Annotated in this window: 16 protein-coding genes; 12 read left to right on the top strand and 4 right to left on the bottom strand. The window is 39.0% G+C overall.

The window, feature by feature from the left end; translation table 11 throughout:
• Positions 1-39 precede the first annotated feature (39 nt).
• Positions 40-303 carry a GlsB/YeaQ/YmgE family stress response membrane protein gene (locus DCC39_RS09585; RefSeq protein WP_116554705.1) on the bottom strand — a complete coding sequence of 88 codons (264 nt, stop codon included), beginning with the start codon at positions 301-303 and terminating at the stop codon, positions 40-42.
• Positions 304-490: 187 nt separating this feature from the next.
• Complete coding sequence (locus tag DCC39_RS09580) at positions 491-703, bottom strand: hypothetical protein (RefSeq protein ID WP_116554675.1); 213 nt, start codon at positions 701-703, stop codon at positions 491-493.
• A gap of 139 nt (positions 704-842) precedes the next feature.
• On the opposite strand from DCC39_RS09580, the gene DCC39_RS09575 reads away from it, so the two are divergent.
• Entirely contained in the window at positions 843-1160 is a 318-nt protein-coding gene (locus DCC39_RS09575; RefSeq protein WP_116554704.1) for a CHY zinc finger protein, read from the top strand.
• Positions 1161-1217: 57 nt separating this feature from the next.
• On the opposite strand, the gene DCC39_RS09570 is transcribed toward DCC39_RS09575, so the two are convergent.
• The gene (locus DCC39_RS09570) at positions 1218-4229 is read right to left on the bottom strand and encodes an efflux RND transporter permease subunit (RefSeq protein WP_116554674.1); all 3012 of its coding nucleotides are present in this window, start codon (positions 4227-4229) and stop codon (positions 1218-1220) included.
• Between the two features lie 323 nt (positions 4230-4552).
• Between DCC39_RS09570 and DCC39_RS09565 the strand changes: the two genes are divergently transcribed.
• The 9 genes from DCC39_RS09565 to DCC39_RS09530 all read left to right on the top strand — a co-directional run bounded on the left by DCC39_RS09565 (position 4553) and on the right by DCC39_RS09530 (position 10433).
• The gene (locus DCC39_RS09565) at positions 4553-4741 is read left to right on the top strand and encodes a type II CAAX prenyl endopeptidase Rce1 family protein (protein WP_116554673.1); all 189 of its coding nucleotides are present in this window, start codon (positions 4553-4555) and stop codon (positions 4739-4741) included.
• A 202-nt stretch (positions 4742-4943) separates the two neighbouring features.
• Positions 4944-5150, top strand: a complete 207-nt coding sequence (locus DCC39_RS09560) for a hypothetical protein (protein WP_133243479.1) — start codon at positions 4944-4946, stop codon at positions 5148-5150.
• 163 nt (positions 5151-5313) lie between these two features.
• On the top strand, positions 5314-5484 hold the full coding sequence (locus tag DCC39_RS19095; protein WP_165820825.1) for a hypothetical protein: 171 nt from the start codon (positions 5314-5316) through the stop codon (positions 5482-5484).
• Entirely contained in the window at positions 5474-5803 is a 330-nt protein-coding gene (locus tag DCC39_RS09555; protein WP_116554671.1) for a type II toxin-antitoxin system PemK/MazF family toxin, read from the top strand. The genes DCC39_RS19095 and DCC39_RS09555 overlap by 11 nt, the downstream gene beginning before the upstream one ends.
• Before the next feature lie 304 nt (positions 5804-6107).
• Positions 6108-6650 carry a helix-turn-helix domain-containing protein gene (locus tag DCC39_RS09550; protein WP_116554670.1) on the top strand — a complete coding sequence of 181 codons (543 nt, stop codon included), beginning with the start codon at positions 6108-6110 and terminating at the stop codon, positions 6648-6650.
• A 14-nt stretch (positions 6651-6664) separates the two neighbouring features.
• Positions 6665-7771 (top strand): ABC transporter ATP-binding protein, encoded by a 1107-nt coding sequence (locus tag DCC39_RS09545; protein ID WP_116554669.1) that lies wholly within the window; start codon positions 6665-6667, stop codon positions 7769-7771.
• Positions 7761-8582, top strand: coding sequence for an ABC transporter permease (locus DCC39_RS09540; protein WP_116554668.1), 822 nt, complete (start codon positions 7761-7763; stop codon positions 8580-8582). Before DCC39_RS09545 ends, DCC39_RS09540 begins: the two co-directional genes overlap by 11 nt.
• Complete coding sequence (locus tag DCC39_RS09535) at positions 8566-9366, top strand: ABC transporter permease (RefSeq protein ID WP_116554667.1); 801 nt, start codon at positions 8566-8568, stop codon at positions 9364-9366. Before DCC39_RS09540 ends, DCC39_RS09535 begins: the two co-directional genes overlap by 17 nt.
• Positions 9363-10433 carry an ABC transporter substrate-binding protein gene (locus DCC39_RS09530; RefSeq protein WP_116554666.1) on the top strand — a complete coding sequence of 357 codons (1071 nt, stop codon included), beginning with the start codon at positions 9363-9365 and terminating at the stop codon, positions 10431-10433. Before DCC39_RS09535 ends, DCC39_RS09530 begins: the two co-directional genes overlap by 4 nt.
• Before the next feature lie 105 nt (positions 10434-10538).
• Here DCC39_RS09530 and DCC39_RS09525 read toward each other — a convergent pair whose 3' ends face one another.
• Positions 10539-11372, bottom strand: coding sequence for a TetR/AcrR family transcriptional regulator (locus tag DCC39_RS09525; protein ID WP_116554665.1), 834 nt, complete (start codon positions 11370-11372; stop codon positions 10539-10541).
• A 101-nt stretch (positions 11373-11473) separates the two neighbouring features.
• Here DCC39_RS09525 and DCC39_RS09520 point away from each other — a divergent pair, with 101 nt between their 5' ends.
• Both DCC39_RS09520 and DCC39_RS09510 read left to right on the top strand, forming a co-directional pair.
• The gene (locus DCC39_RS09520; protein ID WP_116554664.1) at positions 11474-14560 is read left to right on the top strand and encodes an efflux RND transporter permease subunit; all 3087 of its coding nucleotides are present in this window, start codon (positions 11474-11476) and stop codon (positions 14558-14560) included.
• 260 nt (positions 14561-14820) lie between these two features.
• A complete protein-coding gene (locus DCC39_RS09510) occupies positions 14821-15609 on the top strand; it encodes an enoyl-CoA hydratase/isomerase family protein (protein ID WP_240613591.1) in 789 nt (262 codons plus the stop codon).
• Positions 15610-15773: the final 164 nt, after the last annotated feature.

Below are 15773 nucleotides of genomic sequence, written 5' to 3'. Positions count from 1 at the left end.
TGACTTCCTAAGAAAGAACGCGTCAGCTTTTCTTATATGTTACGCATTGTTGCGGCCGCGTCCCATTGCCTTCAAAATCAGGCTGACGATTAAGACAAGTACAATTCCGCCGATTAATGCAGGGATGATATAGAATCCGCCAATTTCAGGCCCCCATTGCCCCAGCAAGGCTGATCCTATCCAAGCACCAATAAATCCAGCAATAATATTACCGATAATGCCACCAGGTATGTCACGCCCAAGAATAAGGCCAGCTAACCAACCGATAATGCCACCTACAATTAACGACCATATAAAACTAATCATTTGAAAAAACCTCCTTTAAATTTTGAGAAAAATAAGTATAAATTTCTTTGCCGCAAGTACATTTTGCCCACTTGCCAATTTAAACCAATCTAGCCTCTCATCTGTAAGAAAGCGAAGGCGTTTTTCTTTATTAATATTTACCCGAAAGCATTGAATTTAAACTAGAAAAAACTTGTAAGTAGTGCTAGGGACGATACTTTCTTTCAGATGAAGAAAGATCTTTGGAATCATGTTTGTCTTTTTCCTCACGCATTTCTTCTTTCAAATCTTCAAGTGGAATAGAGTCAACGTTTTGCTCTTCTTCATGAAGATCATAAATGCTGGTGCCTTCTGATTTCATTTGGTCGGGGTTGTCCCATTCCCTTCTTTGCTTTATCTCCCTTTCTTTCTCGTTCAAGCATCCCACCTCCTATCGGTTTGTATTTATTGGTTCCCTTTTATGCCGAAAGTTAAACAGAAGATGAAGAGTCAATCCGAGTTTATTTTTGTTACAATGAAAGGAAAAGGGCGCAGGAAGAGGGATAAAGTTGAGGAAAATTGGAGATAAAAAGGTTTTCGGTTTTGTTGTTGACGACGAGACACGTTGCAAGCACTATTCCAGTAGAAAAGATATCGTCGCAATTAAATTCAATTGCTGTAAAAAGTATTACCCTTGCTACAAATGCCATGAGGAATCAGAAAACCATCCGATTTCTGTATGGAAAAAATCAGAGTATGATGAACGGGCAATTTTATGCGGTGCCTGCAAAAAAGAGCTGACAATCAATGAATACGTATATGCCGAACGCTGTATATATTGTCATTCAACATTTAATGCTGGCTGCCAGACACATTATCATCTTTATTTTGAATGAAAATAAATAAAAGAGAGCGCTTCTCGCGCTCCCTTAATGAATCATGTTTCAAATGGGTTAAGCCTCTATTTGAACATTGTTCTCTTTAATCAAAAGTCGTTGTTTTTTCGCCTTTCTAAAATGAAGCAATTCATAAACAACTGGGATAACGACTAATGTTAGCAACGTTGATACAGACAATCCTCCAATTACGACAACAGCTAATCCTTTTGAAACAAGGCTGCCCATTTCTTCTTTCCCCATTAAAAGTGGAATCATCGCAAAAATGGTTGCTAAGGCGGTCATCATAATTGGACGCAACCTCGTTGCCCCAGCTTCCAACAATGCTTCACGAATCGGCATTGTTTCTTCGTTCTGTCTCACTCGATCCAGCAGTACAATCGCATTTGTTACGACAATTCCAATTAACATGAGAGCACCAATCATTGCTCCAATATCGATTGGCGTTTGGGAAATCAGCAGACCAAGTATTGCTCCAATAACTGCTAAAGGCAACGTAAATAAGATGGCTAACGGTGCGCGCAATGTCTTGAATGTAAGGACCATAATTAAATAAACAAGGCCAATCGAAACAGCCATGAGCTGGAACAGTTCAGTAAACTGATCTGCCTGGTCATCTGCTGCTCCGCCTGTATTCAAAGTAATGCCTTCCGGCAGTTTAATATCATTCGTTTTTAGGTTCATCTCTTGTGCAATTGCTGATAAATTCTCTGGATCAACTTCTACGTTAACTCGGACGTATTCCTTGCCGTCTTTCCGCAATATACTTGTCGGTTTATTTTCTTTTTCAATTTTAGCAATTGATGAAAGAGATACCATCTTTTCATTTACAGCGACAGGAATGCCTTTTAGATCTTTTTCTGATGTTGGATGGATGGAGCTATCAAGTAATACCGTCGTATCTTTATCATCGAGTTTGATTGTTCCGATTGGAAATGGGTTCAGCAGCATTTGTACTTGTCTTGCCACTTCTTCTGTATTTGCTTTTTTCTCATCAATGACGATGTCATAAACCGTCTTTAATTCGTTTTGGTTGCTCGTTACCTTTTCAACGCCTTTTATATCTTTCACTTTAGCAATGACGAGATCGGATGCTTGAATTAATTGCTTCGTATCATTTCCAACAACATCTAAGGAGATTGTTGAACTGCTCATATTCATCAAGGAAACGGCCATCATATCCAAATCTGCATCTGCATAATCTTTTGTCTGCTTTTCAATTTTCTCCATAAACTTCTTCGTATTCGCTCCGTCTTTCATGACGATATGAAATTGGGCTGTATTTTGTGAGGTCACTTGGCTAAATTGTGCATCCTCAGGATTGGATCCGAGGAAAAGGATAACCTCATCAACATCTGCTTCTTCTCTTAAAAATGTTTCCAAGTCAATTGTCTCATCTTTTACCTTTGAAAAAGGGATTTCATCCGAATATGTCATTGTAACAGATACGTCGTTGTCAGCTGCATCTGCACTGCCTTTTGGCATGACAAAATACATTCCAATCGCTCCAACAAAAATAACGAGCGACAGAATAATGGGAACCCACTTATGGCTAAGGCACCAGTCCAAAATGCGGATATAGCGCTGTGGTTTTTTGTATGTTGGCAATTTTCCTTTTTTCAGCAGCCTTGAACTCATGAGCGGAACGACGATTAATGCGACGAGAAGAGAAGATAAAAGCGCATAAGTAATCGTCAAGGCGAATGGCAACAGCAGTTCTTGCAATGATTTTACAAGCCCCATCGGCAAAAACACAGCAACCGTCGTTAAAGTCGAAGACGTAATGGCAGCGGCGACTTCCTTTGTTGCATCTATGATAACATTCTTGGAAAAGTCGCCGTTTTGCGCTTTGCGGAAAATGTTTTCGATAACAACAATGCTGTCGTCAACTAAACGACCAACCGCCACAGCCACAGCGCCAATTGTTAAAATATTTAGCGTAACCCCTGACAGTGAGAGCAATAACAACGTAAGCCCAAGCGATAATGGAATACTAATGACAGTAATGAATGTCATTCGGATATGGCGTAAGAATAGTAAAATAATGATCGTTGCAAATAGCGCTCCTAAAAGAACGGCTTCCATCATGCTGTCAACAGAGTTGACGATAAAGTCTGAGAATGACACAAGCATGGATGTTTCGATGTTTGGTTTAAACTGTTCATCAACTTGTTTAATCGTTTCGTTTACTTTTTTTCCAATGGCAACCGCATTAGCATTTTGTTCCTTCATAAGAAGCAGAGCGACTGCTTCTTCACCATTCACATGAGTTAAAAATTTTGAGTTGGAATTTGATACTTCAACATTTGCGATATCTTTTAACTTAACTTCAGGAGCAACCTGCAGTTCTTCCAGGGCTTTTACCCCTTCAAGTTGGCCAATTACTCGAATATTTGAAGTCTTTTCATCAATTGTTTCTTCTCCAGCCGCTACGGCCAGGTTTTTACCTTGAAGAATCCCCATTAATGCAGGAACCGGAATTTGGTATTTTTTCATTTTTTCTTTATCAAGTTTTACATTAATGAGTGTTTGTTGGTTACCGTAAACCGAAACATTCGCTACCCCTGAAATCCCTTGGAACTTAGGAACAATCTCATTTTCAATCTTTTCCATTGCTTCTCTCGTAATGCCATTAGGAAAAGAAACCCCGATTTGCCATAACGGGATCATATCTAAATTTAGTTGTGAAACGATTGGCTTTGAGTATCCCTCTGGCAATTGTAGTGCATTCACGGCCTCTTGAACTTGAATTTTGGCTTCTTTAATATCTACTGAAGAATCAAGGAAAATATCAACAGTAGCGTGGCCGTCAGCAGAAGATGAAAAGACATTCTTCTTTCCTTTTACTGACCCCACGGCTTTTTCGATTGGCTTCGTTACTTGCTCAGAAATGGTGTCAGCGTCTGTGCCTTCACCAATTACAATAACGGTAACCATAGGATTATTAGCTGCCGGCATAAATTCTTTCGGAAGAGTGAAATAACTCAACGATCCTAAACCTAGCGATAGCACAATTAATAAAACAACTGCGGCCCTATTATGTAGTGCCCACTTCGTCAACCTTATCAATCCATCATCCCCTATATTCTTTTTTGAGTGTCATAGTGACATAATACACAGGTACAGAGTTATTGTCAAAATAATTTTTCCTATCTCTAGCTTATTTGGAATTGGTTACCAAATAAACGAACTAATGAATGAAGCTGTATCCGTCTTAAGACGGATAATAAGGAATGGGTGAAGGTAAGTAAAATTTAGACAGAAAAAAATTCCGATTTTTCGGAAAATAAATGTACACTGCCAGTTTTAATGGGATAATATAAAGTGAATGAATAAAAGATGATTTGAGGTTAGTAAGTTATGAAAAAGTCATCGAACATGGATGCTTGGAAGTGGCCAATTATTCTCTCTTTTATACGTCTGGAGCAATCATTTATGCAGTTCCTTTCTTTTTTTGGGGACTTGGGGCAGGTATCATTTACCATAAGCAAAGAAGATTGATGCCGCTCATTGTAGCTCATTATTTTACAAATTTGATTTTTGGCATTTTTCCATTGCTCTTTCTTTTTGTTTTTAATTAGAAGGCTATTTTAAATAACTCTGTTGATATTGATTAAAGTCTTGTTATACAAGGTTCATCAAGGTTAATAAGGTTGTCGTTTCGAAGTAAGGCTGTAAACGAAAACCTAATTGATATTCCATTCAAAATTGAAGGAAGGAACGTATGATGATTTTCTCACAAGCATGAAGCAGGTTCACAAATTAAGAAAACACTTTGGGGATATGCCCATTACTGTCCTTTCCGCTGGACAAAAAGGTTTAAATACAGAAGAATCTTATCGCATGTGGATCGCACTTCATGAAGATTTGCTTGAATTATCAACGAACTGTACACATGTTATTTTAGAAAATAGCGGACACAACATTGAGACAGAAGCCCCTGGGGCAGTTGTCGATGCTATAGAGAAAATGATTCATGCGGTGAAGTGATACTGAAACAAAAGCCATATACTTCTCAACTTGTTGAATAATACTGCTTTTATAGGAAATCCATAGGAAGAGAGGTATTTATTTAATATTATGTATTCTTAATTGTTCAGGTCTAAGTAAATATAAGTTATAATAAGGGTAGATTTAAGTGGAGGTGTTTGGCATGTCTATTTCAGATAAAATCATCAAGGAACTTGACATGTTAGATGAAGAAGAACGACAAAAGGTACTCGATAAGATTAAAGATAAGTATATGTCTAAAGACGTGATTTTACTTGGTGGAAATTATTCTTGGTGGGATAATGAGAAGGATGACATCTACAATGATAAGTAAGGTGAAGCAGGGCGATGTTTGGTTGGCAGATGTTGTTTTTAAGGGAACTCGTCAAACCAAACAACGCCCTGTTATTATTGTAGGCAATGAATTAGCATTAGACGTTGATGTAATTATTGCTCCTGTGACTAGCCAGCAGCCAAGGAATAAATTTGATGTTGTATTAGAATATTGGGAAGAGGCAGGACTGTTAAAGCCGTCTACAGCACGTACATCAAAAATTATCTCTATACATGGGTCTGAACTGAAACGCCATTTAGGCGTACTGCATAATCATGATCTTGAAAGAGTATTACATATGTGTAGAAATTTATTTTAGTAGTGTAAGTCTAATTTTGTTTTTGAATTTTACAAACACATAGGCGCTTTCCTGAAAGAAGGATCGGCGCTAGGAGTTTAATTAAGAAAACCCAGCTAATCTTCTTATCTGAAGGTAGCTGGGTTTTAAAGTTGTCTGTCCCAAAAACATGTGTCAAAATTTCGAGCAAAGTGAAAAAAATTGATTGTCATTTAACAATAAATATGTATAATAAATAAGGGTAAAAATAAACTTTAAGTTAAGTAATAGTAAACAATATTTACCATTAGTTTGCTTTACCTAAACTTATGCGAGGCTAATTACGATGGATATTGGGAAAAAAATTAAACGATTAAGGCTAAAAAAAGGGTTAACGCAAGAAGAGTTGGGGGAACGGACTGATCTAAGCAAAGGGTATATTTCCCAGCTTGAACGCGATTTAAGTTCACCATCCATTGATACGCTGTTCAGCATCCTTGAAGTTCTCGGCTGCCCCCCGAAAGAATTTTTTGATGATGGCGAGCGGGAACAAAAGGTCGTGTATGGAGAGGACGATCGAACAAGTTTTGTTGATGAAGAGAAAGGCTATCATATCGAATGGCTCGTTCCGGAATCGAATGAAAATGAGATGGAGCCCATTTTGCTTACTTTTCAGCAATACGGGGAGTTTAAAAGGTTTGAACCGTCTTTGTCTGAAACGTTTGCGTATGTACTAAAAGGGCGCATCGCTGTCCATCTTGGCAAACATCATTATTTTGCAAAAGCAGGGGAGTCCATTTATTTTCATGCATCTGATGATCATCAAATTGTGAACGGCAATGACGGTGTCTCACAGCTCCTGCTCGTTGCAACGGATTCATATTTATAAGGAGGACATGCGCCATGTCGGAAAAGACAATCATTCGTTTTGACAACGTGACAAAACATTATGGCGACGATGAGCCTGTTTTGAAAAATGTCAGCTTTGAAATTGAAAAAGGAAAATTTTATACACTGCTTGGACCGTCAGGATGCGGAAAAACAACCATTCTTCGCTTGATTGCCGGATTTATTGCACCGACTGAAGGAACGATTTATTTCAATGGGAAAGAAATCAATCATGTACCTGCAAATGAGCGGCAAGTAAACACTGTTTTTCAAGATTATGCCCTTTTTCCGCACTTAAATGTTTACGAAAATATTGCATTTGGCCTTCGAATTAAAAAAGTAAAGACAGACGAAATGAATCGCCGGATAGAGGAAGCTTTGAAATTCGTCAATCTTAAAGGATATGAACAGCGCGAGATTTCGGAAATGTCAGGGGGACAGCGGCAACGCGTGGCAATTGCTCGCGCAATCGTTAACGATCCTGAAGTTATTTTGCTTGATGAGCCTCTTTCAGCCCTTGACTTAAAATTGCGGACTGAAATGCAATATGAGCTTCGAGAATTGCAGCAGCGCCTTGGAAAAACCTTTATTTTTGTTACGCATGATCAAGAAGAGGCACTTGCCATGTCAGATGAAATTTTCGTGATGAACGAAGGAATCATTCAGCAATCTGGCACGCCAATCGATATTTATGATGAGCCGATTAACCGTTTTGTCGCTGATTTTATTGGCGAGTCAAATATTGTTTCAGGTACGATGATCAAAGACTACCTTGTTGAATTTGCTGGCAAAACATTTGAATGTGTTGACGGGGGATTTCACCTAAATGAGAAAGTCGATGTTGTCATCCGGCCCGAGGATTTGGAACTCACGACGGTGGATAAAGGGAAATTGACTGTTACGGTTGATACACAATTGTTCCGCGGTGTGCACTACGAATTGTCGACCTATGACAAAGATGGGAATGAATGGCTTGTCCATTCAACGAAAAAGGCGCAAGTCGGCGAACAAGTTGGGCTTGATTTCGGTCCTGAAGAGATCCATATTATGCGGCTAAACGAGACCGAAGAAGAGTTTGACGCCAGATTGGAAGCCTATGGGGTATGGAACAATGAACAATAAACCGATTCGTTTTCTTTATTCCGTTCCGTATTTCATCTGGATTTTGCTTTTTGTCATTGCTCCCATTGCTCTTGTCGTTTATTATTCTTTCTTTGACATTTCGGGAGATTTCACGTTCGTCAATTATAAAAATTTTTTCTCGCCTGTTTATTTAAAGCTGGCAGTGAGTTCATTTTGGTATGCATTTCTGATTACGTTGTTTTCATTGCTTGTCGCCTATCCCACTGCCTATTTTTTGACAAAAACAAAGAATAAGCAGCTCTGGCTATTGTTAATTATCATCCCATCTTGGATCAATCTATTATTAAAAACGTACGCTTTCATTGGGATTTTTGGGCTGTATGGGCCGATCAATGCGTTGTTTGGGTTGTTTGGAATAAGTGAAAAACAAATATTGTTTACCGATTTTAGCTTTATTTTTGTTTCCGTCTATATTTTTATTCCGTTCATGATTTTGCCTATTTTTAATTCGCTCGATAAATTGAATCCTGTATTGCTCGATGCATCGCGCGATCTCGGTGCAAATTCGTGGACAACATTCCGTAGAGTCATATGGCCAATGACGATGAATGGAGTAAAATCAGGTGTGCAAGTCGTTTTTATCCCGGCTCTGTCTTTGTTTATGATTACCCGCCTTATCGCAGGAAACAAAGTCATCACGCTCGGAACGGCAATCGAACAGCATTTTCTCGTAACCCAGAATTGGGGCATGGGCTCGACACTGGCTGTTTTCTTGACATTGGCTATGTTTCTCATTATGGCAATCACAAGGAACGAGAAGGGAGCGGTACACAATGGAAAAATTAAATAAGTTTCCTAAGCTCTACTTGGTTCTTGTGTTTATTGTGCTGTATGCCCCGATCTTTTATTTGATTTACTACTCATTTAACTCAGGCAGCGGGATGTCAAATTTCGAATCATTCACGCTTGAGCATTATGCAGCTGTGTTCGAAGATAAGCGTTTAATCATCATTTTAACCAACACTGTTGTTATTGCGTTGTTATCAGCCCTTATCTCAACAATGATCGGCATTTTTGGGGCGCTTGCCATCTATTTCATGCGCAATAAGCAGATGCGAAAGGCAGTCTTGTCATTAAACAACGTTTTAATCGTCAGTCCAGATGTCATTATTGGAGCATCGTTTCTTATCTTTTTTACGATGATTGGCGTGAAGCTCGGCTTTGCATCCGTGCTTGTAGCACATATTGCCTTTAGCATCCCGATTGTTGTCATTATGCTGTTGCCTAAGCTTCACGAAATGAGCCCGACATTAATCGATGCGGCACTCGATTTGGGAGCGACGAAGCGGGATGTTCTTACTCGGGTGATTATTCCGTTTATTAAACCAGGCATCTTTGCGGGGTTCTTTCTTGCGTTGACATATTCACTTGATGACTTTGCTGTGACATTTTTTGTTACCGGCAATGGATTCTCTACTTTATCCGTCGAAATATATTCAATGGCGCGTACGGGCATCACGTTAACGATTAATGCTTTATCAGGCCTTATCTTCCTCGTAACAGTTCTGCTCGTTGTTGGCTATTACTTTATAAGCAGCAAAGCGAAAACTCCTCTTTCGGGGGTGAAAAAATGAAAGGCATTTTACGCGTGGGCCTTGCCATTCTAGCTGTTTCAGTTATTTTGCTAATCATTAACGCACAGTTAAACAAAGGGCACATCGGATCAGGAAAAGGCTCGATTACTGTTTACAACTGGGGAGAATACATTGATCCGGATTTGCTCAAACAATTTGAAAAGGAAACCGGCATTAAAGTTATCTATGAAACATTTGACTCGAACGAAGCGATGATGGCAAAAATCGAGCAAGGCGGAACATCTTATGATATATCCGTTCCATCAGAATATATGGTTGAAATAATGGGGGAGAAAGATCTGCTATTGCCGATTGACTACAGCAAGATTCCAAACATTAAAAATATCGCCCCTTATTTCCTCAATTTGCCTTTTGATCCGGAAAATAAATATTCTATTCCTTACTTTTGGGGAACGCTTGGGGTTGCTTTTAATCCGAAATTGCTTGACGGGCAAACGTTCGAAAGCTGGGACAATTTATGGGATCCATCCCTTAACCAACAAATTATTCTTGTTGACAGCGCACGGGAAGCGATCGGTATGGGATTGAATTCACTTGGCTATTCATTAAATTCAACCGATTTGGATCAATTGCACGAAGCGGCAAAAAAGTTGGAAAAACTTAGCCCGAACGTGAAGGCAATCGTTGGAGATGAAGTGACGCAACTTATGGTGAATAACGAAGCGGCGGTAGCGCTTACGTGGTCGGGCCAAGCGGCTGATATGATGGATGAAAATGAAGACATTGATTACATTGTGCCGAAGGAAGGCTCGAACCTATGGTTTGACAACATGGTCATCCCACGTACCGCTACAAATATTGAAGGCGCCCATGAGTTTATCAATTTCATGCTTGACGCTGAAATCGCAGCCCAAAACGCCGATTACGTCGGATATTCAACACCAAATGTTGCGGCAATGGATTTGATGGATCCGGAAGTAACAGGGGACGAAAGATTTTATCCAGACGAAGAAACGCGTGAACATCTTGAAGTGTATAAAAATCTTGGACTTGAGATGCTCGGGCATTACAATGACTTATTTCTTGAGTTTAAAATGAAAAAATAATTTTTAGTGGGGTTTGTCTAAAAGTCCCTAAAGCAAATGAGGTAGAGATAAACAGTTCGTTTTTCTCTACCTCATTTTGTGAATTTTAATCCCGGACTCCTGCCCTTATAAGCGATAATAATTTCGCAGCAAATAAGCGATCCATTCGCAATCTGGATGATTGCGCAGGTTTTCTATTAGGCCTTTTACAATGGCAGGAGCCAAATTTGGGTCGTGTAAGTTTCGTTTGAGAAGAATGAGTGATTCCTTTTCGATCGATTCTTCGATTTCCTCCGTTTTTTGTTCAATCATTTCAATGATGTCCTCTTTCGTTATTTCTTCAAGACCACTTTTATATTTCATCAATTGAAATTGTTGTTCTGTAATAAATGGAATGGTAATATTTTTTGCTAATAAATTGGTTTTTTCCACAAGTGATTTTGAGAGTAAGTCAATATCCAATTTGATGTTATTGCTGAATAATAGTAATTCCCCATACATATTCAAAAAGCTTTTAATGCAATAGAGCAAGTCAAACTTAGATTTTTTAACGTTTTTCCCATACAAACGTTCAATCATCGTTAAAATGCACTTCTCTAATAACTGGTCATAGTAACGTATTTTGCTAATAAGCTCTTCATTAAAAGTTTGTGTCTCTTTAATGAAAATTTTGGCGAAATCAGCGTGCTGATGAAAATTATTATAGGATGCCCGGTAAAATTCATATAAAAGTTGATTTTTGTTTGTGTTTTTGACTATATGGTCAAAGTTGGCAATTGCTTTCATCATGAAACGATCGATTAATGCTAAAATTAGTTCATCTTTCGATTTAAAAGATAGATAGAAGGCGCCTTTAGAAATCCCGCAATGTTCAGTGATCTGTTGAACAGAAGTTGCCCTAAAGCCTTGGTTTGCAAAAAGTTCCAATGCCTTTTCCATAATCAACTGTTTTTTTACCATTGTAATTCTTCTCCCTTATGAACTTTTAATTGACAGCTGACCATTCAGTCATTATTATAAGATAATGGGTTTTAAAAATCAATTTAAGGGCTGGTGTAAAGGTGAAGGGCTTAGTTAACTTTGTAATAAAAAATAAGTTAGCCGTTTGGTTACTTACCATTATTATTGTTTTTTCCGGTTTGTATTCAGGAACGCGCATGAAGACGGAGATGATTCCAGATATTTCAGTACCATACTTAATGGTGACAGATGTTTATCCTGGTGCAACTCCTGAACAGGTTATGGAAGATGTCTCTATTCCTATAGAGAAAGCGATAGAAAATTTAAAAAATGTGAAGGCTGTTTATTCCAATTCTTATTCTAATGTTGCTAGTATTCAAGTGGAATATGAGTATGGGATCGATATGGGTGAAGCGAATCGAGAGCTGAAATCAGCATTAGATTCTGTATCTTTACCGGAAGGAACAGAAGAGCCGGATGTTTCGGCAATTAGCATGGATATGATGCCAGTTGTGGCTCTTAGCGTAAGTAGCACAACCGAGGATGTTGTAGAATTAACGTCAACAGTCCAAGATATTTTACTGCCAAAAATTGAAAAGCTCGATGGTGTTGCTTCAGCAACGATTACAGGGCAACACATTGAGGAAGTAGATCTTGTCTATGATAAAGAAAAGATGGCAGCACTGGACTTAACAGAAGAATCCGTGAAAGAAATCATTCAAGCTAGTAATTTAGCGGTTTCATTAGGGCTTTATGAGTTTGAAGAAGGGGAACAAGCTGTTGCAGTTGATGGCAAATTTATGACATTGGATGAGCTGGAAAACATGTTGATTCCTGTCACACCTTCAGAAACGAATCCATCCCCTTTTGTAAAGCTAAAAGATATCGCCAAAGTTGAACTGGTTGGCAAAGTTGAATCTGTTTCCCGCACAAATGGAAAAGATGCCATTGCCATTCAAGTTGTGAAAGGGCAAGAAGCAAATACGGTAGAAGTTGTCAACCGTGTGAAGAAGCTAATTAAAGAAGAGCAGAAAAAAATTGATGGCCTTGTCATTGATGTGTCCCTTGACCAAGGGGAGCCGATCGAAGATTCCGTCACGACAATGATTGAGAAAGCATTGTTCGGTGGTTTGATCGCTATTTTAATCATTCTGCTTTTCTTGCGTGATTTCAAATCTACGATGATATCCATCATATCCATCCCTGTTTCCATCTTAATGGCTCTGTTGCTATTACATTGGATGGATATCACACTAAATATTATGACTTTAGGGGCAATTACGGTAGCTATTGGACGAGTCATTGACGACTCAATTGTCGTTGTTGAGAACATTTATCGACGTCTCCATCTGGAAGGCGAAAAATTATCCGGACGTGCGCTCATTCGTGAAGCAACGATCGAGATGTTTCGGCCAATCTGTTCATCTACCATTGTAACAGTAGCGGTTTTTGCGCCACTCATTTTTGTCGGTGGGTTAGTAGGAGAGTTATTTCTTCCATTCGCATTAACGATGACTTTTGCCTTGGGCGCATCATTACTTGTTGCCATTACGATTGTTCCGGCACTCTCACACTTTTTATTTAGAAAAAAATTGTATGGTGAAAAAGGAAAAAGCAGGCATAAAGGGGTCGGGAAACTAGCAAATTGGTATAAAGGCGGTCTTAACTGGACATTAAACCATAAGATAATAACCTCGCTATTCACGATTGCTTTACTCGTCGGAAGTTTGATGTTAACTCCATTAATCGGTTTTAGTTTTTTAGGCAGTGAAGAAGAAAAAGTAATGTATTTAACTTATACTCCTGCTACAGGTGAGCTAGATGAAGATACTTTAGAAAATGTGGAAGAAGTCGAACAGGAGTTATTAAAACGGGATGATATTGATATTCTTCAAGTTTCGATAACGGATAGTGGTGATCCTACTGCCTTAATGATGGGTGGTGGCACAAATGGGGCACTTATGTATGTCATTTTTGATCCAGATATGAAGAATTTCCCTGAAGTGCGTAAGGAAATTGAAGATTATGTTCTTACTATCGACCAATCAGGCGAATGGAAGAGCCAAGATTTTTCTTCGATGTCCTTTTCATCGAATGAAATTAGTTACACTTTCTATAGTGAAGATTTAGATAAATTAAATGAAGCGGTTAAAAAAGTTGAAGATGTTATGAAGGAAAATGGCCAACTAGAGGATGTTTCCTCCAATATGGAAGATGCTTATGTTGAATATACATTTAACGTCAAACAAGATGAGTTATTAAAATATGGCTTAACAGCAGGTCAAATTGTAGGAATGTTAAAGCCGCAAACAACAAAAGAAGTGTTGACAACAATAGAAAAGGACGGCGACTCAATAGATGTCATTGTTCAACAAAAGCAAACCGAACAGCCAAAATCGATTGATGACATGTTAAAGACGGAAGTACCAACAGCATTAAATACAACAATGCCGCTTTCTGAGCTGGTAACTGTTGAGAAAGGTACGACGCTTAATACGTTAGCGCGCAGTAAAGGCGAATATTATGCAACGGTTTCCGGAACGATTACCGATAAAGATATTTCAAAAGCAACTTCTGAAGTAGAACAAGCGATTGATAAGTTAGATTTACCAAAAGGTGTTTTCGTTGATGTTGCTGGTGTTGCTGCCGATATGGAGGAAACCTTCACACAATTAGGTATGTCCATGCTTGCTGCGATTGCGATCGTCTATTTTGTTCTTGTTGTCACATTTGGTGAAGGTGTCGCGCCGTTTTCGATTCTGTTTTCATTGCCATTTGCGGTCATTGGTTCATTTGTTGGCTTGTTTCTCGCCGGTGAAACCATTTCCGTTACCGTAATGATGGGTTTATTAATGCTCATTGGCATCATTGTAACAAATGCGATTGTACTGGTAGACCGAATTGTCCGGATGGAACGCGGAGGTATGGGAATGCGCGATGCAATCTTAGAAGCGGGTGCTACCCGTCTACGTCCCATTTTGATGACAGCCATCGCAACGATTGGCGCATTAATTCCGCTTGCTGCAGGTGCTGAAGGTGGCGGAGGATTAATTTCGAAAGACCTTGCGATTACGGTCATTGGCGGTTTAGCAAGTTCAACCTTGTTAACATTATTCATTGTACCGATTGTTTATGAAATTCTATCAAAAATGTTTAAGAAAAACCGGAAGGAAATAGAGGAGAACTAAGAAACAAAGGGCTGTCCAGGAATGATTTTCTGTGACGGCCCTTTCTATTTTTAGCAAAACTACATACAAAAAATCAGGTTCATTTGCCAAAATGACAGAAAAGTGGTTTTTAACAAATATCATCTGGCTTTTAAAATTTATCAATGTACTTTATGGTTTTTTAGACGTAACTCTTTTTTGTTGCAATAAAGTATTGTACAAAAATTTTGATTCATGGATAATGAAAGAGATGAGGATTAATTAAAAATGGGGGTATGGTGATGGGAGTCCTTCAAATTACGACGGAAAATGGCGTGAGAGTAATTAAGCTGAATCGCCCTGAAAGGCTTAATGCCATTAATGATGAACTAAGCAGCAAGCTTGAACTGGCAATTGAAGACGCTTCAAAGGATGATGAGGTAAGAGTGATCATCCTCACCGGAAGCGGGAAAGGCTTTTCATCTGGGCTCGATTTATCAGAGTTTTCCAAAAGGGATCCAGCTACGATGACTCGGGCGATGAAGGTTGATAATTTAGGCTGGGTTGGGAGACTCGCATTGGGAATCGTCCATAACGACAAGCCTGTTATTGCCGCAATTAATGGTATTGCTGCAGGAGCAGGATTTGCCTTAACGCTCGGCTGTGACTTTCGGTTTATGTCTGAATCTGCACGGGTAACTGCAGGGTACATACGGAGAGGATTAAACCCTGATGCGGGCATGACTTACTTTTTGCCGCGGCTTATCGGGCCAACAAAAGCGAATGAATTAATTTTAACAGGAAGAGATGTTTATGCGGAGGAAGCAGAACGAATCGGACTTGTGAATGCTGTATATCCTGATGAAGAATTTCATGGGCGTGTGATGGATTTCGCAAAAGGAATTGCGGAAGGCCCGCCGATTGCGATGACTTTCTCTAAACGCCTCCTTGCAGCAAGCCAAGATTCCAACCTTGAGACATTATTAAAGCAAGAGTTGTCTTCAATAAGAGTATGCTTCGGAACAGAAGACGTAAAAGAGGGCATAAAAGCCTTTGCAGAAAAGAGAAAACCTATATTTAAAGGGCGATAAAATAGTGTCAGGAAGCGTGGCCGAATGCCCGCTTCTTTACCCTGCTTAAGTTTTGCCTGCAATTTACTAGTCATTTCTTGACTTTTCACGACACCTGCTTTATAAATGTTTTAACGAAAATTCATTCCAAAAACAGGATATATAAAAAAACTTTTAACGGGAGT

It is taken from the genome of Pueribacillus theae (assembly GCF_003097615.1).
Lineage (GTDB): Bacteria > Bacillota > Bacilli > Bacillales > UBA6769 > Pueribacillus > Pueribacillus theae.
This window is presented reverse-complemented; position numbering and strand designations above follow the sequence as displayed.

Coding starts and splice junctions, on each gene's coding strand:
- DCC39_RS09560 (WP_133243479.1), top strand. CDS start 4,944: ATGCCCATTACTGTCCTTTCCGCTGGACAAAAAGGTTTAAATACAGAA.
- DCC39_RS19095 (WP_165820825.1), top strand. CDS start 5,314: ATGTCTATTTCAGATAAAATCATCAAGGAACTTGACATGTTAGATGAA.
- DCC39_RS09555 (WP_116554671.1), top strand. CDS start 5,474: ATGATAAGTAAGGTGAAGCAGGGCGATGTTTGGTTGGCAGATGTTGTT.
- DCC39_RS09550 (WP_116554670.1), top strand. CDS start 6,108: ATGGATATTGGGAAAAAAATTAAACGATTAAGGCTAAAAAAAGGGTTA.
- DCC39_RS09545 (WP_116554669.1), top strand. CDS start 6,665: ATGTCGGAAAAGACAATCATTCGTTTTGACAACGTGACAAAACATTAT.
- DCC39_RS09540 (WP_116554668.1), top strand. CDS start 7,761: ATGAACAATAAACCGATTCGTTTTCTTTATTCCGTTCCGTATTTCATC.
- DCC39_RS09535 (WP_116554667.1), top strand. CDS start 8,566: ATGGAAAAATTAAATAAGTTTCCTAAGCTCTACTTGGTTCTTGTGTTT.
- DCC39_RS09530 (WP_116554666.1), top strand. CDS start 9,363: ATGAAAGGCATTTTACGCGTGGGCCTTGCCATTCTAGCTGTTTCAGTT.
- DCC39_RS09525 (WP_116554665.1), bottom strand. CDS start 11,372: ATGGTAAAAAAACAGTTGATTATGGAAAAGGCATTGGAACTTTTTGCA.
- DCC39_RS09510 (WP_240613591.1), top strand. CDS start 14,821: ATGGGAGTCCTTCAAATTACGACGGAAAATGGCGTGAGAGTAATTAAG.